Source organism: Pseudomonas grandcourensis (assembly GCF_039909015.1).
GTDB classification, from domain to species: domain Bacteria; phylum Pseudomonadota; class Gammaproteobacteria; order Pseudomonadales; family Pseudomonadaceae; genus Aquipseudomonas; species Aquipseudomonas grandcourensis.
Genome location: NZ_CP150919.1, coordinates 3,019,155 through 3,038,533 on the forward strand (window position 1 = coordinate 3,019,155; position 19,379 = coordinate 3,038,533).

The 19,379-nt window shown below is 62.6% G+C and carries 18 protein-coding genes; 8 read left to right on the forward strand and 10 right to left on the reverse strand.

The window, feature by feature from the left end; all coding sequences use genetic code 11:
- Positions 1 to 22 precede the first annotated feature (22 nt).
- From araD1 to AABM52_RS13635, 8 genes are all read left to right on the forward strand, one after another.
- Complete coding sequence (gene araD1, locus AABM52_RS13600; protein ID WP_347912262.1) at positions 23 to 1,015, forward strand: AraD1 family protein; 993 nt, start codon at positions 23 to 25, stop codon at positions 1,013 to 1,015.
- 10 nt (positions 1,016 to 1,025) lie between these two features.
- The gene (locus AABM52_RS13605; protein ID WP_347912263.1) at positions 1,026 to 2,606 is read left to right on the forward strand and encodes an aldehyde dehydrogenase (NADP(+)); all 1,581 of its coding nucleotides are present in this window, start codon (positions 1,026 to 1,028) and stop codon (positions 2,604 to 2,606) included.
- Positions 2,607 to 2,728: 122 nt separating this feature from the next.
- Positions 2,729 to 3,067 (forward strand): DUF5629 family protein, encoded by a 339-nt coding sequence (locus AABM52_RS13610; protein ID WP_347912264.1) that lies wholly within the window; start codon positions 2,729 to 2,731, stop codon positions 3,065 to 3,067.
- On the forward strand, positions 3,060 to 4,229 hold the full coding sequence (locus AABM52_RS13615) for a lactonase family protein (protein ID WP_347912266.1): 1,170 nt from the start codon (positions 3,060 to 3,062) through the stop codon (positions 4,227 to 4,229). Before AABM52_RS13610 ends, AABM52_RS13615 begins: the two co-directional genes overlap by 8 nt.
- Positions 4,230 to 4,385: 156 nt before the next feature.
- The gene (locus AABM52_RS13620; protein ID WP_007979950.1) at positions 4,386 to 4,565 is read left to right on the forward strand and encodes a hypothetical protein; all 180 of its coding nucleotides are present in this window, start codon (positions 4,386 to 4,388) and stop codon (positions 4,563 to 4,565) included.
- Between the two features lie 219 nt (positions 4,566 to 4,784).
- Complete coding sequence (locus tag AABM52_RS13625) at positions 4,785 to 4,910, forward strand: hypothetical protein (protein ID WP_007987003.1); 126 nt, start codon at positions 4,785 to 4,787, stop codon at positions 4,908 to 4,910.
- Between the two features lie 115 nt (positions 4,911 to 5,025).
- Entirely contained in the window at positions 5,026 to 5,238 is a 213-nt protein-coding gene (locus AABM52_RS13630) for a hypothetical protein (protein ID WP_347912267.1), read from the forward strand.
- On the forward strand, positions 5,235 to 5,492 hold the full coding sequence (locus AABM52_RS13635; protein WP_347912269.1) for a hypothetical protein: 258 nt from the start codon (positions 5,235 to 5,237) through the stop codon (positions 5,490 to 5,492). The genes AABM52_RS13630 and AABM52_RS13635 overlap by 4 nt, the downstream gene beginning before the upstream one ends.
- Positions 5,493 to 5,662: 170 nt before the next feature.
- On the opposite strand, the gene AABM52_RS13640 is transcribed toward AABM52_RS13635, so the two are convergent.
- The 10 genes from AABM52_RS13640 to AABM52_RS13685 form a co-directional block, all read right to left on the reverse strand.
- A complete protein-coding gene (locus tag AABM52_RS13640) occupies positions 5,663 to 6,259 on the reverse strand; it encodes a glutathione S-transferase (protein ID WP_347912271.1) in 597 nt (198 codons plus the stop codon).
- A complete protein-coding gene (locus AABM52_RS13645; RefSeq protein WP_347912272.1) occupies positions 6,256 to 9,897 on the reverse strand; it encodes an AAA family ATPase in 3,642 nt (1,213 codons plus the stop codon). Before AABM52_RS13645 ends, AABM52_RS13640 begins: the two co-directional genes overlap by 4 nt.
- Complete coding sequence (locus tag AABM52_RS13650) at positions 9,894 to 11,138, reverse strand: exonuclease SbcCD subunit D C-terminal domain-containing protein (protein WP_347912273.1); 1,245 nt, start codon at positions 11,136 to 11,138, stop codon at positions 9,894 to 9,896. The genes AABM52_RS13645 and AABM52_RS13650 overlap by 4 nt, the downstream gene beginning before the upstream one ends.
- Before the next feature lie 270 nt (positions 11,139 to 11,408).
- Positions 11,409 to 13,058: a BatD family protein gene (locus tag AABM52_RS13655; protein ID WP_347912274.1), complete on the reverse strand. Its 1,650-nt coding sequence runs from the start codon at positions 13,056 to 13,058 to the stop codon at positions 11,409 to 11,411.
- A complete protein-coding gene (locus AABM52_RS13660; RefSeq protein ID WP_347912276.1) occupies positions 13,055 to 14,794 on the reverse strand; it encodes a tetratricopeptide repeat protein in 1,740 nt (579 codons plus the stop codon). The genes AABM52_RS13655 and AABM52_RS13660 overlap by 4 nt, the downstream gene beginning before the upstream one ends.
- A complete protein-coding gene (locus tag AABM52_RS13665; RefSeq protein ID WP_347912277.1) occupies positions 14,791 to 15,873 on the reverse strand; it encodes a VWA domain-containing protein in 1,083 nt (360 codons plus the stop codon). Before AABM52_RS13665 ends, AABM52_RS13660 begins: the two co-directional genes overlap by 4 nt.
- Positions 15,866 to 16,360 carry a DUF4381 domain-containing protein gene (locus AABM52_RS13670; RefSeq protein WP_347912279.1) on the reverse strand — a complete coding sequence of 165 codons (495 nt, stop codon included), beginning with the start codon at positions 16,358 to 16,360 and terminating at the stop codon, positions 15,866 to 15,868. The genes AABM52_RS13665 and AABM52_RS13670 overlap by 8 nt, the downstream gene beginning before the upstream one ends.
- The gene (locus AABM52_RS13675; RefSeq protein ID WP_347912280.1) at positions 16,357 to 17,301 is read right to left on the reverse strand and encodes a DUF58 domain-containing protein; all 945 of its coding nucleotides are present in this window, start codon (positions 17,299 to 17,301) and stop codon (positions 16,357 to 16,359) included. Before AABM52_RS13675 ends, AABM52_RS13670 begins: the two co-directional genes overlap by 4 nt.
- Positions 17,302 to 17,306: 5 nt before the next feature.
- Positions 17,307 to 18,266: a MoxR family ATPase gene (locus AABM52_RS13680; RefSeq protein ID WP_347912281.1), complete on the reverse strand. Its 960-nt coding sequence runs from the start codon at positions 18,264 to 18,266 to the stop codon at positions 17,307 to 17,309.
- A 269-nt stretch (positions 18,267 to 18,535) separates the two neighbouring features.
- Entirely contained in the window at positions 18,536 to 18,889 is a 354-nt protein-coding gene (locus AABM52_RS13685) for a hypothetical protein (protein ID WP_347912283.1), read from the reverse strand.
- Positions 18,890 to 19,379 lie beyond the last annotated feature (490 nt).

Here is a 19,379-nt window from a genome sequence, read left to right on the forward strand (position 1 = left end):
TTGAAGGAATAGGAGAAAATTCATGCGTTTGGTTCAGTTCGAATTGAGTAACGGCGAACGCCGTGTCGGCGTGGTCGAGGCAGGCCTGGTCCGTGAAGTGCAGGACGCGCGTACCGTGCGTGACCTGGCATTGGCGGCGATCGAGGCGGGCGCAAGCCTTGAGCAACAGGTGCAAAGCCTGGGGCTGGGCATCAGCCATGACTATGCCGAACTGCTGACGCAGCGGCGCATCCTGCCGCCCCTGGACCATGCGGACCCGGCGCACCTGCTGGTCAGCGGCACGGGCCTGACCCATCTGGGCAGCGCCTCGGCCCGGGACAAGATGCACCAGCAAAGTGGCGACGAAACCGCGATGACCGACACCATGCGCATCTTCAAGTGGGGCGTGGAGGGCGGTAAGCCGGCGGCGGATGAAGCCGGTGTGCAACCGGAATGGTTCTATAAAGGCGATGGCAGCATCGTCGTCAGGCCCGGCCAGCCGTTTCCCCTGCCACCGTTTGCCGAAGATGCCGGTGAAGAGCCGGAGATCGCCGGCCTGTATGTGATCGGTCACGACGCCAAGCCGTATCGCCTGGGTTTTGCCGTGGGCAACGAGTTCTCCGACCACGTCATGGAGCGCAAGAACTACCTGTATCTGGCCCACTCGAAACTGCGCAGCTGCAGCTATGGCCCAGAGCTTCGGGTCGGCGAACTGCCGCAGCATCTGGCGGGCACCAGCCGCATCCTGCGCGACGGCGAAGTGCTGTGGCAGAACGAGTTTCTCAGTGGCGAGGCGAACATGTGCCACAGCCTCGCCAACCTCGAATTCCATCATTTCAAGTACAGCCAGTTCCTGCGCCCGGGGGATGTGCACATTCACTTCTTCGGCACCGCGACCCTGTCCTTTGGCGACGGCATTCGCACGCAACCGGGTGACGTGTTCGAGATCACCCAGGCCGAATTCGGCGCGCCATTGATCAACGGCATCGCACCGGTCGCAGCGACTTTCGCGCCCGGCACCGTCGGCACACTTTGAGGACTTTCCCATGACCCGGATTCTTGGACACAACTACATCGGCGGCCAACGCAGCGCCGCCGGCAGCGTCAAATTGCAGAGTGTCGATGCCACCACCGGTGAGGCATTGCCTGACGTTTTTTATCAGGCGACCCCGCAGGAAGTCGATGCGGCGGCCAACGCGGCGGCGGTCGCGTATCCGGCTTATCGCAGCCTGAGCGCGGAGCGGCGGGCGCAGTTTCTCGAGGCCATCGCCGATGAACTGGATGCCCTCGGTGATGATTTTGTCGCTGTGGTCTGTCGCGAAACGGCGCTACCCGCAGGCCGAATCCAAGGCGAGCGTGGACGTACCAGCGGGCAGATGCGCCTGTTTGCCAAAGTCCTGCGTCGCGGTGATTTCTACGGCGCACGGATCGACCGGGCATTGCCGGAGCGTCAACCGTTGCCGCGTCCGGACCTGCGTCAATACCGTATCGGCCTGGGACCTGTGGCCGTGTTCGGTGCCAGCAACTTTCCGCTGGCGTTCTCCACCGCCGGCGGCGATACCGCCTCGGCGCTGGCCGCCGGGTGCCCGGTGGTGTTCAAGGCCCATAGCGGTCACATGGCCACGGCTGAATGGGTGGCGGATGCAATCATCCGTGCCGCCGAGAAAACCGGGATGCCGGCGGGCGTGTTCAACATGATCTACGGTGGTGGCGTCGGCGAGGTGCTGGTCAAGCATCCGGCGATTCAGGCCGTGGGCTTCACCGGTTCGCTCAAGGGCGGTCGGGCCTTGTGCGACATGGCCGCGGCCCGTGCGCAACCGATTCCGGTGTTCGCCGAGATGTCCAGCATCAACCCGGTGATCGTGTTGCCCCAGGCGTTGCAGGCGCGGGCCGAGACCGTCGCCCGGGACCTCACGGCATCGGTGGTTCAGGGCTGCGGTCAGTTCTGCACCAATCCCGGTCTGGTGATCGGCATCCGTTCTGCGTCATTCAGTGCCTTTGTGCAGCAAGTGGCCGGGTTGATGGGGGACCAGCCGGCGCAAACCATGCTCAATGCCGGAACCCTGAGCAGCTATGGCCAGGGCTTGCAAAAGCTGCTCGCGCATCAGGGGATCGAGCACCTGGCCGGCAATCCGCAGCAGGGCAATCAGGCACAACCGCAGCTGTTCAAGGCCGATGTCAGCCTGCTGCTCGATGGCGATGAAGTGCTGCAAGAGGAAGTGTTCGGCCCGACCACAGTGGTGGTTGAAGTGGCCGACCATGGGCAACTGATGGCGGCCTTGAACGGCCTGCACGGCCAATTGACCGCCACCGTCATTGGCGAGCCGGAAGACTTCGAGCAGTTCGCCGGGTTGACGGCGTTGCTGGAACAGAAGGTCGGACGCATCCTGCTCAATGGCTATCCGACGGGCGTGGAAGTCTGCGATTCGATGGTCCACGGCGGGCCTTACCCGGCAACGTCCGATGCGCGCGGTACATCGGTGGGCACACTGGCCATCGATCGTTTCCTGCGCCCGGTGTGCTTTCAGAACTACCCGGACAGCCTGCTGCCGGATGCGCTGAAGAACGGCAATCCGCTGCGTATCCAGCGACTGGTGGATGGGCAATCGTCCCGCGAGGCGCTCTAGCGGCTGACCACAATCCTTGTGGGAGCGAGCCTGCTCGCGATAGCGGACGACCCGTCAACATCTACATCGACTGGAATACCGCTATCGCGAGCAGGCTCGCTCCTACATTGGATCGGGACACAATGAGCTATCATTGCGTCTTTCTCATTCAAAGACTGATAGCCATGACTGCCCCAACCGACACCTTGCTCAATGCCCTCGAACACTGCGGAATGGTGGAGATCGACGGGCTGCATGCCTTCGAATTCGCCCTCGACGAGTTCGATAACCTGCACATTGAATGCATGGATGGCCGTGCGGCCAAACACTGGGAGTTCACCCCGGCGCAGATCCAGGCCGCGACCTTCGACACCACGCTGCAAAGCTGGTTGATCACCGGTGACTCGGGTGAACACCGCTTGGTGTGCGTGGGCGATGTCGTCAGCGGTGACAACGAAGATGACGACCAGGACGATGCGTAACCTCTGGCCACTGTTGATGGCCGGCAGCATCGGCGCCATGGGCGTCCAGGTCGCATCCGCCGAGAACGATCAACTGCTGGTGGGCTCCTACACCGCCGGTCAAAGCCAGGGCATCTACCGCCTGGCTTTCGACAGCAGCACCGGGCAGATCGATGCCAGGCCCCTGCAAGTGATCAAGAGCGAAAACCCGTCGTGGCTGACCCTGTCGAAGGACCGGCGACACCTGTTCGTGGTCAACGAAAACGGCCCGGGCCAGACCGATCCGGTAGGGCGCGTCAGCAGTTTCGCAATCGATCCCAAGACCCACGCGCTGAGCCTGGTCAGCCAGGTACAAAGCCTGGGCAACGAGCCGACCCATTCCAGTCTCAGCACTGATGGCAGCCATTTGTTCGTCAGCAATTACTCGGTGGCCGAAGACCCGGGCGGCACCCTGGCGATATTGCCGGTGGCGGCCGATGGCAAGCTCAAACCGGTGGTGCAGATGAGCAGCCACCCGGCGAGCCGGGTCAATCCCGAGCGCCAGGCCTCGGCCCATGTGCATTCGACCATCCCGTCGCCGGACGGCAAGTACGTGTTCGTCAATGACCTGGGCGCCGACAAGGTGTTTGCCTACCGCTTCGACCCCAAGGCCAACCCGGAACTGCCGTTGACTCCGGCCACCCCGGCATTCGTGCAGTTGCCAGCGGGCAGCGGGCCGCGCCACCTGCTGTTCAGCGCCGATGGCAAACACGCCTGGCTGACCATGGAAATGAGCGCGCAAGTGGCGGTGTTCGATTACCACGACGGCCAACTCGAACAGACGCAGATGGTCGATCTGGCTGCCGGGCAACCGGTCTCGGACAAGGCTGCGGCGGCGTTGCATGCCTCGGCTGACGGCAAGTTCCTCTACGTCAGCAACCGTGGCACGGCCAATCAGCTACTGGTGTTTGCCATCGATCCGGCGACCGGCCACCTCAACGAGCTGCAACGGCGGGCGGTGGAGGGCGATCATCCGCGGGAATTCAGCCTCGACCCGAGCGGCAAATTCCTGTTGATCGCCAACCAGAAGAGCAACCAGATTGTCGTCGTCGAACGCGACGCCAGGTCCGGTCTGCTGGGCAAAACCGTGCAAAAACTGCCGATGGACGCCCCGAGCGACCTCAGGTTTTTGCTGCGTCAATAAGCCGCAGGCCCCGGTTGATGGGGCCTGCCTGCTTTTATCAATGACGCTGATATCTGGTACTGCTACAAAGCATTTCAAGGCATGAACCCTCGAGGGTTAAGTTTGCTTCACGGCCCCACCGGGCAAGCAAGCCAACTGAATCCGAGGAATACCGCCATGAACTTCAACATCTTCTCTGTCATCGCCGCTTCCGCCATTTCTGCCACCGTTGCGCTGCCAGCCAGTGCCAACGTTGAAATCAGCGACAAAAAAGCCCACACCCAGAGCTACACCCAGAAGTACCTGCAACAGAGCGCCAACTTCTACGCCGCGCTGGATCACAAAACCCAGGCCTGAACGCTTACCCCCCTGCCTTTATGCAGGAGCGAAGTCACTGATGATCGAAGACCCTGATGTTGAAACACGGGTGTTGAAAACGATCGGAGTGATGTCGCTCCTGCATAACGCATTTGCGACAGCATCACTTTGCCATCAATGTCGCGCTTGATATCACATTGCCATGTGTTTAAATTGACGCTGATTTTTTGACTCATCCTCACGGCAAGGATCGGCAGCATGGTGACGCGTCTGGCATTGGTTCTACTGTTTCTCTATTCCACCCCCATTCTGTCGGCGGCCGACCCTGTTCCGGGTGAGCCGGACGCTGCCCGCGAGCGCTTGATAAGTTTTATTGAAGACTGAAATAGTCTGGCTTAATGATCAACGAGGCTGATGGTCACTATGGATAACCCTGAGTGGTTACCCAGGCTTTTTTGATCGATTCTGTGGGCATTGAAACATGCCTGCGGAGAACATCATGGCCAGCACAATTCTCACTTCTGCCAAACACGGCGCCTATGTGGCGATCGGTCTCTACCTTGCCATGGTGCTGCTGGTCAGCCTTTCGGCTCAGTCGCAATCCACCTTCGAAGCGCCGATCCAGGTTGCTCATCCCGGCATCCAGTTTGAACACCGCGCGCAAAACGCGAGTGTTGATCAGGCTGAACTCGCGGGAGTCATCGGCGCATGAAAGGGTGCAAGCTTTTGATCATCGCCTTCCTGGCATTCATCACCAATGGCTTTTCCTTGCTGGGGATCGGGCAAGGCTCGATAGGCGGCGTGGCCCGTGCCATGGAGGCCAACCACAACATTGCACGCAATATCGAGACCGCCAAGGCCCAAGGCATGTTGGCCGGCAATCCGCCGATCAGGAATGAAGGGGTGGCTTTCGGGCCGTTCCAGGTGGATTGCTCGGCGATCGGGATGTGTGAGGTGTTTGCGTAAACCATGCTGTCGATGAAGGGCTTTTGTGGCGAGGGGGCTTGCCCCCGTTGGGTTGCGAAGCAACCCCAAAATCAGAATATCGCGCTGCACCATCCAGATCGCATGTGCAGGTTTTGCGGCTACTGCGTAGCCGAACGGGGGCAAGCCCCCTCGCCACAGTGTGTGGTGGCTTACTTGCGCATTATTCCCGTAAACAAATCCGACTCCAGAAACCGCTGCAACCAGTCCTGCAAGCACCGATACGGCGTCTGCGCGAACCAGTCGCGGTCGACGTGGGCGAACTGGCGCACGAAGGGCATCAACGCCACATCGGCCAGGCTTGGATGATCGGCCAGCAAGTAGTCGCGTCCCTCCAGCAATGCCTCCAGCCTTTGCAAAAACACCTCGCCCTCGCCGCGATAAACCTCCATCGGTTGCTCGGGATAACGCTCGGCGTACTTGTAGCGATTCAAGTGCACCTTGAACACCTGATCGTTGTGTTCGATCAACGGAGCGATTTGCGCCGCTGCCACAGGATCATCCTTGAGCAACCAGTCCTGGGGATCGTTCTGTGCCAAGGCCCAGCGCATGATGTCGAGGCTTTCGTCGATCACCCGGCCATCGGCGCTCAGCACCGGCACCGTGCCTTTGCCCGACAGCGCGAGCATTTCGGTGGGCTTGGCCTTCAGGCTGACTTCGACAATGTCCACGGCCACGCCCGAGTAACGCAGGGCCATGCGTGCGCGCATGGCGTACGGGCAGCGGCGGAAGGAATACAGGGTGTTCATTTCACCTCCAGGGTGCTCAGGCCGTTGCCCTGGCGCTGGACCTGAATCTGCACCGGAATCCGTTCGTGCATTTCCTGTACGTGGGAAATCACCGCGACCTTGCGGCCCTGGGCCTGCAAGCCGTCGAGAGCGTCCATGGCCAGTTGCAGGGATTCCGGATCGAGGCTGCCGAAGCCTTCGTCGATGAACAGCGACTCGATTTTCAACGTGCTCGACGCCATCGACGCCAGACCGAGGGCCAGCGCCAGCGACACCAGGAAGGTCTCGCCCCCGGACAGCGAATGCACCGAGCGCAGTTCGTCGCCCATTTCGGTGTCCATCACCAGCAAGCCGAGCATGCTGCCGCCGCGCTTGAGGCGATAGCGGCGCACCAGTTGGCGCAATTGCACGTTGGCGTGATGCACCAGCAGGTCAAGGTTGTAGGCCTGGGCGATCTTGCGGAAGGTGTCGCCGGTGGCGGAGCCGATCAACGCATTCAAGCGTGCCCAGCGTTGGTACTCGTTGTAGGCGTCGGCAATCTGTTGCGCCAGGGCCTGATTGGCGTTCTGTCGGCGCTGGTCCTCGGCCTGCTCGGCGCGCAGTTCGGCGCAGTGTTGCTCGCTGGTGGCGGCGAGGTTTTGCAGGTCGATCAGCGCACTGGCCAACTGCTCGGCATCGAGGTTGCCGTTCTGTTGAGCCTGGTGATCGAGCAGGCGCTTGTCGCGCTCCTGCACCAGGACGCTGGCCTGTTCGATGGCTTTTTCGCTGTGCTGCAAGCGCTGGCGCAGTTCGCTGACCTGGGTGTCGTCGACGCGCAGCAAGTCTTCGAGGCCGCCGTCATCCAGCTCGGGATGACGGGCACGCCAGTCACCGATCTTGCCGGCGAGCTCACGTTCTTCGCCTTCCAGTGCGTGCAGGCGTTCCTGCTGGGCCTTGAGCTCGGCGGCGATCTGCACTGACTGCGTGACGACGCTTTGCAGCGTCTGCGCAGTGCTGGCTTCGGCGCTGCGGGCCTGTTCCACGGCCTGCTCCAGTTGCTGCTGCCAGTGCTCGGCGCTGCTGTGTTCACCGAGTAGTTGCCCGAGCGTGTGCTGGCTCGTCTGTTGCTGTTCGGCCAGCCCGGTGAACTGCTGTTCGGCGGCCTGCAATTGCTGCACGCGGCTGTGCTGGCGATCCTGTTCCTTCTCCAGGTTTTGTTGGCGCTGTTGCTGCTCGGCCAGCTCTTCCTTTTGCTGCTCGAGTTGCGCCAGGCGCTCGGCGATCTGCCGGTCGAGCTGCATGAAGGTCGCGGCCGGTTCGACACGCAGCGCTTGCAGGGTCTCGGCCGGGAGCAGGTTGGCGAATGCGCTGAGTTCTTCGTCCAGGCGCTGGCGATCGTTGCCCAGTTCGCGCTGTTGATTGCTCAGGTGCTGGGCCGCTTGCTGGTGCGCGGTTTCGGCATGGCGCAGTTGCTGGGTCAGGCGTGCGGCATCCTGTTGCAGGGTGAGCAGCGCGCTCTGCCGTTGCTCGTCCTGGCTGATGCTCTGGTTGAGCTGACTGTTTTGCTGGATGAGCCAGGCATCGCGTTTAGCGGCATCCTGATTCAGCAGTTGGGTCGCCAGCGGATGCGCTTCCAGACTCGGGGCGAGGGCTTGCTGCTGGGTCGCCAGATGCTCCTGCTGTTGCAGCAGTTCCTTTTGCTGGGCGATCAGCCCGCCGACTTCGGCGCGCAGGTCGGTGAGTTTTTCCTTGAGCAGGTCGACGGCCTTTTGCGCGTTGGCCTGCTCGCTTTCATCAAAACGCCCGAGGCTCTGCAGCAGGGCTTCGGGCTGATGATAGGGATGCTCTTTGCTGCCGCAGACCGGGCAAGGCTGGTCATCCTGCAACTGCGCGCGCAGCTCTTCGACACTGGCACTGCGCGCCAGACGCTGACGCTCCAGCAGTTCGCGCGTGACGTTGAGGGTCTGTTCGGCAACGCTCAGATCAGCCTTGGCCTTGACCCCATCCTGGGTCAGGCGTTCACGCTCCTGCTGCGCGGTGAGTTGGCGTTGTTGCAGCTCGGCACCGCGCTTGTCCAGGTCCTGCTGGCTGGCCCACAGGCGCCCAAGGTCTTCGACGGCGCGCAGTTGCTTGCGGTTGTCCTGCAACAGGCTACCCAGGATGCCGATCTGCTCGGCGACGGCATCCGGTTCGGCGCCGGCCTCCTTGAACAGCACCTCCAGTTGCTGCTTCTGCGCGGTGAGCGCCTGTTCGGTGCTCGCGGCGTTTTGTTCGAGGCTGGCCAGTTCGGCCTGGCCCTGATTCAACCGGTTGCCGATCAACATCAACTGTTGCAGGCGATCACGGTAGGCATTCCAGGCATCGCTCAATGGAGCCAGATGGGTGCTTTGTTCCAGCCCGCTGGCGATGCGCTGTAAGTCCGCGGCGCCACGGGCTTGCTGATCGAGCAAGGTTTGAATCGTGCCCTGGCCTTGGGTGCAGGCCTGTTGCGCCTGTTGCCTGGCTTCGGCGCTGAGGGCGGTGTCCTTGGCCAGGCGGGCGAGGGTGCTTTGGGCTTCGAAGGCCTGACGCAATAATGGAGTGCTGTCGGTTTGCCGTTGTTGGGTTTCGCTCAAGGCGATCCGGGCGGCGCTGAGCTTTTGCTCAAGCTGCGTCTGGCGCTCGCCGAGTTCGACTTGCTGCTGCGTGTGCAAGGCAATTTGCGCCGCCAAGGGTGTCAGTAGCGCATCGACCTCGGCTTTACGGGCGAACTGGTGCCGTTGCGGGGCCAGTTGTTCAAGGCGGGTGTGCCTCAAGCGCTCACGGGCCAGGGCCTCCCAGTGGGTCTGGGCCGATTGCAGTTGTTCGCTGGCGGCCAGATGTTCGTCTTGCAAGCGACGCAGGTCCTTGAGCCAGGTGTCCTGCAGTTCAAGTTGTTTGAGCTGCGCCTGTTGGGTCTTGAGTTGCTGCTGCGCCTGGTTGAAGCGCTCATCCAGTTCCGCGCGGGCTTCCGGCGGCAGCGGCGTCACGCCGCTGGCCTGATCCTGTAGCAGCTTGTGCGCCTCGCGGGCTTCCTTGGTCTTGTCGAAGGCGCGACGACCGAGGCGGGTGTAGAGCGCGGTGTCGGTGAGTTTTTCCAGCAGCTCGCTGCGGTCGTTGTCATCGGCCTTGAGGAACGCGCTGAACTCGCTTTGCGCCAACATCACCGCGCGGGTGAACTGTTCGAAATTCAGGCCCAGCGCGGCTTCGAGCTGAGTCTTGTATTCGCCTTTCTGGCTGGCGAGCAATTGATCCTGATCGATGTCACGCAAGCTCTGGCGGCTGGCCTGCAGCTTGCCGGCGGCCTTGTCCCGGGCACGATTGGCTTCCCAGCGGGCGCGGTAGCGGCGACCGTCGACACCGACGAAATCCACTTCCGCATAGCCTTCACCCGTGCCGCGACGCAGCAGGGTACGCGGGTCGCCGGTAGCGATTTCGCCATCGGCGTCCGGCACCTTGGCATCGCGGCCGGTATTGTTCAGGCGCGGTACGGCGCCAAACAGCGCCAGGCACAGGGCATCGAGCAAGGTGCTTTTGCCGGCGCCGGTGGGGCCGGTGATGGCGAACAGTCCGGCACTGGCCAGGGGTTCGGCGGTGAAGTCGATTTCAAACGGCCCGGCCAGCGAGGCGAGGTTTTTCAGGCGGATCGCGAGGATTTTCATGGCTGTTCGCTCTCCATCTGCACGTCCTGCAACAGCTCGGCAAAGTCCTTGAGGGTCTGCTCGTCGACCTCGCTGCCGTAGTTGTCCTGCCAGGCGCGGCTAAACAGTTCCTGAGGCGTGAGCTGATCCAGTTCGATCAGCGTGCTGCCTTCGTCGGCACCGTCACGGCCGCCGTTGCCGGCGTACTCGGCGGCAATACGCACCAGGCGCACGGCCTTGCCTTGCAGGGCGGTTTCCACTTGATTGCGCAGGTCGGGCTGCGGCTCGTCGAGGCGCACCCGCACCTCCAGCCATGGCTGGCGCTGGATGTCGGCCAACAGGTCGATGTTCGGCAGGTCCGCCAGTTGCAGCAGGATCTCGCTCAATGGCGCCGGGCCGATGCGTTGCAGGTTGACCGCGCGGGGGATCAGTTTCGGCTCGACGCTGACCAGGGTCTCGCCGTCGAGCTTGATGTCGAGAATCTGGTGCTGATAGCTGATCTCGGAAAACGACAGCGGAATCGGCGAGCCGCTGTAGCGGATGCGCTCTTCGCCGTTGACCTTCTGCGGTTTGTGCAAGTGGCCGAGGGCGACGTAGCTGATGCTCGGCCCGAACAGGCTGGCGGGCAGGGCTTCAGCGTTGCCGATGATCAGGCTGCGCTCGGAGTCTTCCGACACCGAGCCGCCCGCCATGTGCGCGTGGCTGATGGCGATCAGTGCCTGGCCCGGCTGGCGCTTGGCGTTGGCCGCTTCGATCAGCCACTCGTGCACCTGACCGATCCCGCGCAAGTAGTTGTCACCCAAGTGCGCGCCGGTGACTTCCGCCGGGCGCAGGTATGGCAGCGCCAGGCACCAGCCGGTGATTTCACCACTGGCATCCGGCAAGGGCAGCAGCAGGCGCTCGGCGTCCAGTTGACCGTCGTCGAGCCACAAAACGCGACCGAGCGCATGGGTGCGCAAGCGCCGCATCAAGGGCGCGGGCAGTTCGATCCGCGAGCCGGAATCGTGGTTGCCGGCGATCATCACGATGGTCAGCAAGGGCTGCTGTTCGTGGGCGCTGACGATGAAGTCGTAGAGGCGTTCCTGGGCTTTGACCGGTGGATTCACCGTGTCGAAGATATCGCCGGCGATCAACAGCACATCCGGTTGATCCAGTTTCAGCTGGCGCAACAGCCACTCGAGAAAACAGCCGTGTTCGAAATCGCGATCCTGGCCGTGCAGGTTCTGCCCGAGATGCCAGTCGGAGGTGTGAAACAAGCGCAAGGCGGACTCCGCTACAAAATAGGTAATGGCCGCGGGAAAAATGAAGGCGGCGAAAGGGGGGAGAGTTTACTGGTAAACAGCTCGGGTGTGCTTGCACGTCGAACTTCTTGCGGCAGGGATTCTGTGGCGAGGGGGCTTGCCCCCGTTGGGCTGCGAAGCGGCCCCAAGTTTTTTCTGGCACACCGAGCTGCCCGGACTTACGGCCGCTTCGCGACCGAACGGGGGCAAGCCCCCTCGCCACAAATGCATCCTTGCCTCAATGTTTCGTGTTTACTTCGGATAAAGCGGCGGCAACCCACTGTCACCGACCGGGTCCTGAACCCGTTCGGCCATCGGGATCGCCTTGATCGCCCGCCACAACTCGTCACCTTGCCAGTGCTGGCCGGTTTCGCTGTACAGCGCGCCGTTCAGGCCGTCGAGGGCGTCGGACAGTGGCACGAAGCGGGCGGCCATGTCGGCCAGGGTTTCCGGCTGTTGGCGGGCCCAGGCGTCGAGGGCCTGGCGGGTGGCGTGGGAGTCGTTGGCCTGGCAGGCGCGCTTGAGGTCGTCGAGCACGGTGCGCGGGCTCGGGCCGGTTTGAGCGACACGCGCCACCGCCGGTTGCCAGCGGCCACGCCACCAGAGGCCGAAGCCGAGCAGGGTGGTGCAGGCCAGGATCAAGGTACTGAGCTTCCAGCGCCAGAGCGCTTCGCTGTCGGCACTGGCATCGACCGGTGAGGCGTTGGCCGGGGTGTCGGCCACCAGGCTCGGATTGGCCGCCACGTGCAACGTGCGAGCGGGCAGGCTGCTGTGCTCCAGATGGTCTTCGAAGGTGTTCCACCAGATCACGTCGACAGTAGGCAATTCGATGGCGCCGGTCCGTGTCGGCACCAGGGCTTCCCGGTCTTCACGACTGCCGACCAGGCCGCGTTCGCTGTTCTGGTTACCCAGCACCGGTTGATCCGGGTAGCGGCGCAGGCCGCCGACATCGGTGCCGGGCAGCGGTGGCAGTTGGGTGCTGGACAAGCCTTCAGCCTTCACCGTCAGGCTGCGGGTCAGTGAATCGCCGACCTGGGTGTGATCCGGCTCCGGGTTCCAGCTTTCGCTCAGGGTCAGGCTGCGCGCAGGTAGCCAGGGGGCATCGGCCGGATAGGTGATGGGCTTGGCCTTGACCGTCAACAGCAGTTCGGCCGAGGTGACGGGCATCAGCTTGCCGGCTTTGGGCCCCTGGGCGGCGTCCTGTACCGGTTGTGGGTCGACCAGCGCGGCGTTGAAGACCTGTGCTGGAATGATCAGTTCGCCGCTGTGTTGCGGGTAGATGGCGTAGCGCATTTCGATCACGCCGTGGCGCAGGCCATCGATGTCTTTTTCGTAGGTGCGTGAGTCGCCCAATTGTTCGATGCGTGCGTCAGGTATCTGCAAGGGCGGCAGGCTGCTGTCGTCGTACAGCGATACCGAATGGTAGATGCGCAGGGTCAGGACCGCCTGGGCCTGTACGTACACGCTGGTTTGATCGAGGCTGGCATCAATGAACACCGCAGCCCGCTTGTTCGGGTTGTCCGGTGTTTCGCTCTCGACCACCTGCAGGGTGATCGGCTGGCTCTGGAGTTCGCCCAGTTGCACTGACGGAATCACCACGCTGCCGTTTTGCCGGGGCAGGAGGGTGACGATCCAGCGGGTGGTGGCCTGGTTTTCACCGCTCAGGGTGTTCAACTGGTTGACCTGGCGTGTGCCGCGCACTTCGAACAACGGCTCCAGCGCTGTCAGGTCAGGTTTGCCGAACTGAGTGACATCGCTGGATTCCAGGATGAGCTCGACCGTCTCGCCCGAGCTCAGGCGACTGCGATCAACACTGGCGACCAGTTCTGCTGCCTGTGCCTGAACCGTGCAGAACAACAGGCCATGCAGCAGCGCGAGCAATAAAACGGTGAAGCGGGTCATCGAGTTTCTTCCTGATCCTGATGTTGTTGCTGTTCGTACCAGAATTTGCGCCTGAGCAGTTCACCGGGGTCATCCGGGATCTGCCGCAGCCACTGCTCCAGTGCCTGGCGCTGTTCACCTTCGATGCTGTCGGTGGCCGGGCGCAAGGGCGGTGTGGTGTGTTGTTCGTCACCCAGTTCGCTGCCCGGTACCTCGTTGGTCCCCGGTTTCGGCGGTCTGGTGGCTGGTTGTTCCTCGTCCGGGCGGGGCGGTTGCCCCTCGGTTTTCGGTTCGCCGCTGCTCGAGGGCTGGGCGGCGGCACCGGGCGGTGGCTCCTGGGATTCGGCTTCGGGCCGGGCGTTGTCGGCTTCTTCTGGCTCGGGAGCGGGTGGCGTGTTTTTCTCCTTGAGCAGACGTTCGACCAGCGCCTTGTTGGTCAGTGCCGGACGCAAATCCGGTTGACGTTCCAGTGCCTGTTCGTAAGCGTCCAGCGCAGCCTCCAGTTCACCGCTTTTGGCCAGGGCATTGCCTCGATTGTAGTGGGCGTGGGCATCGTCGCCTTCGGCAAACCGCTCGGCGGCGCCTGCGTAGTCGCCGGCTTCATAGAGGGCGACGCCTTGCCATTGATGGTCTTCGAAGCGTCGAGAGGCTTCCGCCGGACGCTTCTGCTTGAGTAAATGCACGCCTTGTTGATCAGGGCGCAGCCAAAGGTCCGCGAGGTCGAAGGCGTAGCTCGGTTGAGGCAATGCCAATAGCAGCGGCAGGCACAGCAGCCAGCCGCGACGCCCCCCGCAGGCCGCGAGCAGCAACAATGGCAACAGTAGCCAGTAACCCTGATCGGCCCAGGTGTCCAGGCGCAAGGTCTGACCGTCGTTGCGCAAGTTGCGTGGACCGTCGAGCAGGCCAAGGGCGTGCAGGTCGCTATCGTCCAGGCGCGCCTGGCGATAGCGTCCATCCAGGTCGTTGGCAAAACTTTTCAAACCGGGCTCGTCGAGGCGCGGCACGAGAATGGCGCCTTGTTCGTCCTTGAGGAAGCTGCCGTCTTCCTGGGTGATCGGCGAGCCTTCGGCGGTGCCGATGCCGAGCATCAGCAATTGAGTCGATTTGCCGCTCAGCGCGCGACGGATGCCCAGCCGCTCCTGGTCGGTCAGGGACGAACCGATCAGCAGGATCCGGCCGTCGCCCAAAGCAGCCTGATCGAGCAGCGCCAGGGCCTTGAGCACCGCGAGATCGGCGCGATGACCGGCCTCTGGCATCAACGACGGTTTCAGTGCATCCAACAGATTGCGGCTGGTGGAAAGATCGTCTGACAGCGGCACCAGCGTGTGGGCACTGCCGGCGTAGACGACGATGGCGGTTTGCGCGTCGCTGCGAATCTGCAGCAGGTCAAGCACCTTGCGCCGTGCCTGTTCCAGTCGGTTGGGCGTGACGTCGGTGGCGAGCATTTCCGGGGTCAGCTCGAGAATCACCACCAGCGGGTCGGCGGGCTTTTGACTGGTCTGCTCGACACGCTGCCAGCTCGGACCCAACAGGGCGAGCACGGTCAACAGCCACGCGAGACCGAGGGCGATCCAGGGCAATTTACTGTCGCGACCACTCCCACCGCTGAGCAATGCCGCGTGAAAGGCCGGTGGCAGGATCATCTGCCAGCGCCCGGCGCGCTTCTTGCGGTGCCAGAGTTGCCAGAGCAACCAGCCAAGCACCGGCAGCAACAACAGCCACCAGGGGCGGAACCAGTAGGGCCACAGCGCGCTCATCGGCGCCTCCGCAGACGCAGGCGTTTGAGACGCTGGCGCCAGTCGGGCAGCAATTGCGTTTGCAAAAACAGATCCTTGGTCAACAGGCGTTGCAAGGGGTTGTCCGGCCAGAGTACGGGGGCCAGAAGCAGCATGCTCAACCACAGCGCCAGGGCCAGCGGCCAGTGATACAGCGCTTGGGCCGGACGGGCCTGGGTGGGTTGCTGGGCCACGGGCTCCAGTTGATCGAGGGTGTCCTTGATCGATTGCAGTTCCTTGCCATCATGGGCGCGGAAATACTGGCCGCCGGTGGCTTCGGCGATTGCTTTGAGGGACGGCTCGTCGAGGTCCAGGCTCGGATTGAGGCCGAGAAAGCCGACCGTACCACTTTGCTCCGGATCGGCACCGATGCCGATCGGGTAGATTTTCACGCCTTCCTTGGCCGCCAGCCGCGCAGCGGTGAGCGGGTCGATTTCACCGCCATTGTTGGCGCCGTCGGTGACCAGGATCAGCACACGGCTTGTTGCCGGACGCAAGCGCAGGCGCTTGAGGGCCAGGCCGATGGCATCGCCGATGGCGGTGTTTTTGCCGGCAATGCCGATGCGCGCTTCATCGAGCCAGACGCGCACGGTGTGGCGGTCGAAGGTCAGCGGGGCTTGCAGGTAGGCCTGGCTACCGAACAGGATCAGGCCGACCCGGTCACCTTCGCGGCTTTCGAGGAAGTCGCCGAGCAGGTGCTGGACCAACGTCAGTCGACTCACGTCTTCGTCCTGCCACTGCATGTCAGGGAAGTCCATGGAGCCGGAAACGTCCACCGCCACCAGCAGATCGCGGCCACTGGCGGCGATCGGCAAGGGCTCGCCGAGCCACTGCGGGCGCGCCGCCGCGACCAGCAGCAACAGCCACAGCAGTATGAAGGGGGCCTGCTGGCGCCATGCCGGCAGGTTGGCCCGGGCGCGACGCCCGGCGAGGCCTTCCAGATCGCTGAGGAAGCTGACCTTGAGCGCCGGTTCGCCACTGTCGGCCACCGGCAATACGATGCGCATCAGCCACGGCAGCGGCAACAGGGCAAAAATCCACGGCCAGGCGAACTCAAACATGTTTGCGAATCCATGTGTCGACGGCCTGGGTCAGGCCGGCGATGGCCTTGTCATCGAGTTTGCATTCGGGTTTGTAGGCGCCTTCCACCAGCACCATCCAGCGAGTCAGTCCGGCTGCCGGGCAGCGATTGTCGAGGAACGCCAGCCACTTGCGGCCGTTGAGGGTGTGACTCTGACTGTAGGGATAGTGGTTGCGGCACAGGCGCTTGAGCAAGCCGTTGAGTTGCTGCAGCCAGGCACCGGCCGGCGCACCGTCGTAGGGTTTGGGCATCATTGCCAACTCGGCCAGTGCGGCCAGGCGCACCGGGTCCAGCGGCTGTTCGGCGCGCACCACGGGGCGTTTGCGTGGAATGAAGTGCCACAGCTTCCACAGGCCCAAACCGATCAGCGGCACCAACAGAAGCAGCAACCACCAACCCGGTGCCGGTGGCCAGAACTCCACCGGTGGCGGAGATATCAGCGGTTGCAGTTGATCAAGGCTGCTCATCGACCTTTCCCCGAGTTCTGTGGGTTCAGGTATTCACGCAGTTGCTCGACCATCTCGCTCTGGGTGCTCAGGGGCATCAGCAGCACACGCAGTTTCTGCGCGAGCAGTTCCCAGCGAGCGATGCGTGCTTCGGCCTGGGCCCGGTAAGCCTGGCGCAGGTCGAAATTCAGCGTGTCGAGCTCCAATTGCGCGCCACGCTCGGCGAAACGTAAAAGGCCGGCGGCGGGCAGGGCATGATCCAGCGGATCGGACACCGGCAACAGCAGCAGGTCGCAATGACGCGATAACAGGCTCAGCTGTTGCTCGGCGCTTTCCGATAGCGCGCGTTCATCGCAAATCACAATGACAAGGCTGCCCGGACGCGACACCTCCCGCGCTCGGCGCAAGGCAATGCCAAAGGCGTCGCGGTCCGGCTCGCCTTCGGTGCTCAGCGACTGATTGACCCGCACCAGCCGGTTGAGCAACTGCAGCAGGCTTTGCTTGCTGCGCCGAGGCTTGATTTCGTAGTGCACATTGTCGCCATACACCAGGCCGCCGACCCGGTCGTTGTGCCCCAGGGCCGCCCAACCGATCAGGCTCGCGGCCTGGGCGGCGAGCACCGACTTGAACATCAGGCCCGAACCGAAAAACAACCGGCGGCTTTGTTCGACCATGATGAAGATCGGCCGCTCACGTTCTTCGTGGAACAGCTTGGTGTGAGGCTCCTGGGTGCGCGCAGTCACGCGCCAGTCAATGGTGCGTACATCGTCGCCGGCCTGATAGACCCGCACCTGATCGAAATCGACACCACGCCCGCGCAACTTGGAATGGTGCAGGCCGATCAGCGGGCTGCGTTGGCTCGGCGTGGAAAACAGCTGCACTTCGCGCACGCGGTGGCGCATCTCGATCAGGTCGGCGAGGCTGACACGGATGCCCGGCTCGGGCGGCAGGCTGGCGTTCATCGGGGTCAAGCGACGGCTACGACGTCGAGAATCCGCTGGACCACACGGTCCTGATCGATGCCAGCGGCTTCGGCTTCAAAGGAAAGAATGATGCGATGGCGCAGCACGTCGAACAGCACGGCCTGGATGTCTTCCGGGCTGACGAAATCACGCCCCGCCAGCCAGGCGTGGGCACGGGCGCAGCGGTCCAGGGCAATCGAGCCGCGCGGGCTGGCGCCGTAGGCGATCCACTCGGCCATCTCCGGATCGAACTTGGCCGGGGTGCGGGTGGCCATGACCAGTTGCACCAGGTATTCCTCCACGGCGTCGGCCATGTACAGGCCGAGGATTTCCTTGCGTGCGACAAAAATCGTCTGTTGAGTCACCCGACGCTCAGGCTTCGTTTCGCCGTTGAGCGCTTCGCCACGGGCCTGTTGCAGGATCTTGCGTTCAACCGTCGCGTCCGGGAAACCGATCTTCACATGCATCAGGAAGCGGTCGAGCTGGGCTTCCGGCAGCGGGTAGGTGCCTTCCTGCTCGATCGGGTTCTGCGTGGCCATCACCAGGAACAGCGGCGACAGCTCATAGGTGCTGCGCCCGACACTGACTTGCCGCTCGCCCATGGCTTCGAGCAAGGCCGACTGGACCTTGGCCGGGGCACGGTTGATTTCGTCCGCCAGTACCAGGTTGTGGAAGATCGGACCTTGCTGGAACACGAAGCTGCCGGTTTCCGGGCGGTAGATTTCCGTGCCGGTAATGTCGGCTGGCAACAGGTCGGGGGTGAACTGGATGCGGTGGAACTGAGCCTCGATGCCTTCGGCAAGTTCTTTGATGGCCTTGGTCTTGGCCAGGCCAGGAGCACCCTCGACCAGCATGTGGCCGTCGGCGAGCAGGGCGATGAGCAAGCGCTCGATGAGCTTTTCCTGGCCGAGAATCTGCGTTGAAAGAAAGGTTCGCAGCGCCAGCAGCGCTTCACGATGTTCCATCGATGACTGTTCCTGCAAAAGGGTGGCCGAGGACGTTCGAAATACGCCAGGGCTGGGGGCGTTACTTTAATCCATCGCGGGGGGCGCCGACTAACGGCATTTTGCGCAAAGTGCGGGAAATGATTGGGGTAATTGCTGGATTTTTGTGGCAGGGGAGTGATTGGGTGGCTGTGCCGGCCCGATCGCGAGCAGGCTCGCTCCTACACTGACGGTGTACGACGATCAATTGTAGGAGTGAGCCTGCTCGCGATGAGGGCAGATCAACCACCTCAAATCTGGCTGATAAAGGTCCCGGTGCCTTCAAGAATGTTCTGCAAGGTCTCTGCCACTTCGGCCAGATCCACCATGTCCGGATCAAAGGTAATTTCCAGCACATCATCCCCATTCAACGCATCGGCATCGGCGGCAGCAATTTCGATCTTCAGCAGGGAAGAGCTCAGGGTGACTTTCACGCCATCCAGGGTCGAAGGTTCGCCGTCGAGGGTGATTTCCAGCTCGTCTTCATCCGGGTAGCGGCTCATCAGGAACATTTCGCCCTGGTCGCTATGGCAGCAGAGCATGGCCATGTTGTCTTCTTCGTCGTCGCAAGGGTTGACGATCAAGAGGGCGGTTTTCATTTTCATGGGAAATTCCTGGCTCGACGGGCGTGGTAAACGCAGCAAAGGGCGATTCTGCCAGCCTGCGCACATTTCTGCTTGGCTGAGTGTCAGAGGATGTGTCGTGACCGAGCGAAGTGTTGCTGGTCGTTTCTGGTACGGATGTCCCGTAAAGCCGGACGGAAAACCGTCATTTTTCTGTGCGAATGCTAGTGTTGTTCGATGCGCCGCCCTCAAGCTGCGTGCCGTTGACCGAATATGTCGCAGCATCGCAAGCACGGGCCTTGCCGCACTGGTTAAGCTGCGCAACGGATGAGCACCCGTAAAGACATTGCGTTGTCCGCAGCCCAGTCGTTTTTGCAGATGCCCATTCACGGAAGGTGAATGTGACCCGAGTGTCCCGTCCAGCTTCACCCACCTGTCACCCTGTTTCCTCTGCCCGAGAATCAGGAACGGGTGACGGGTAGCCCCGAACAGGGGTTTTGCACGCGACGCTTCCATCAATAACAAGCCCAAG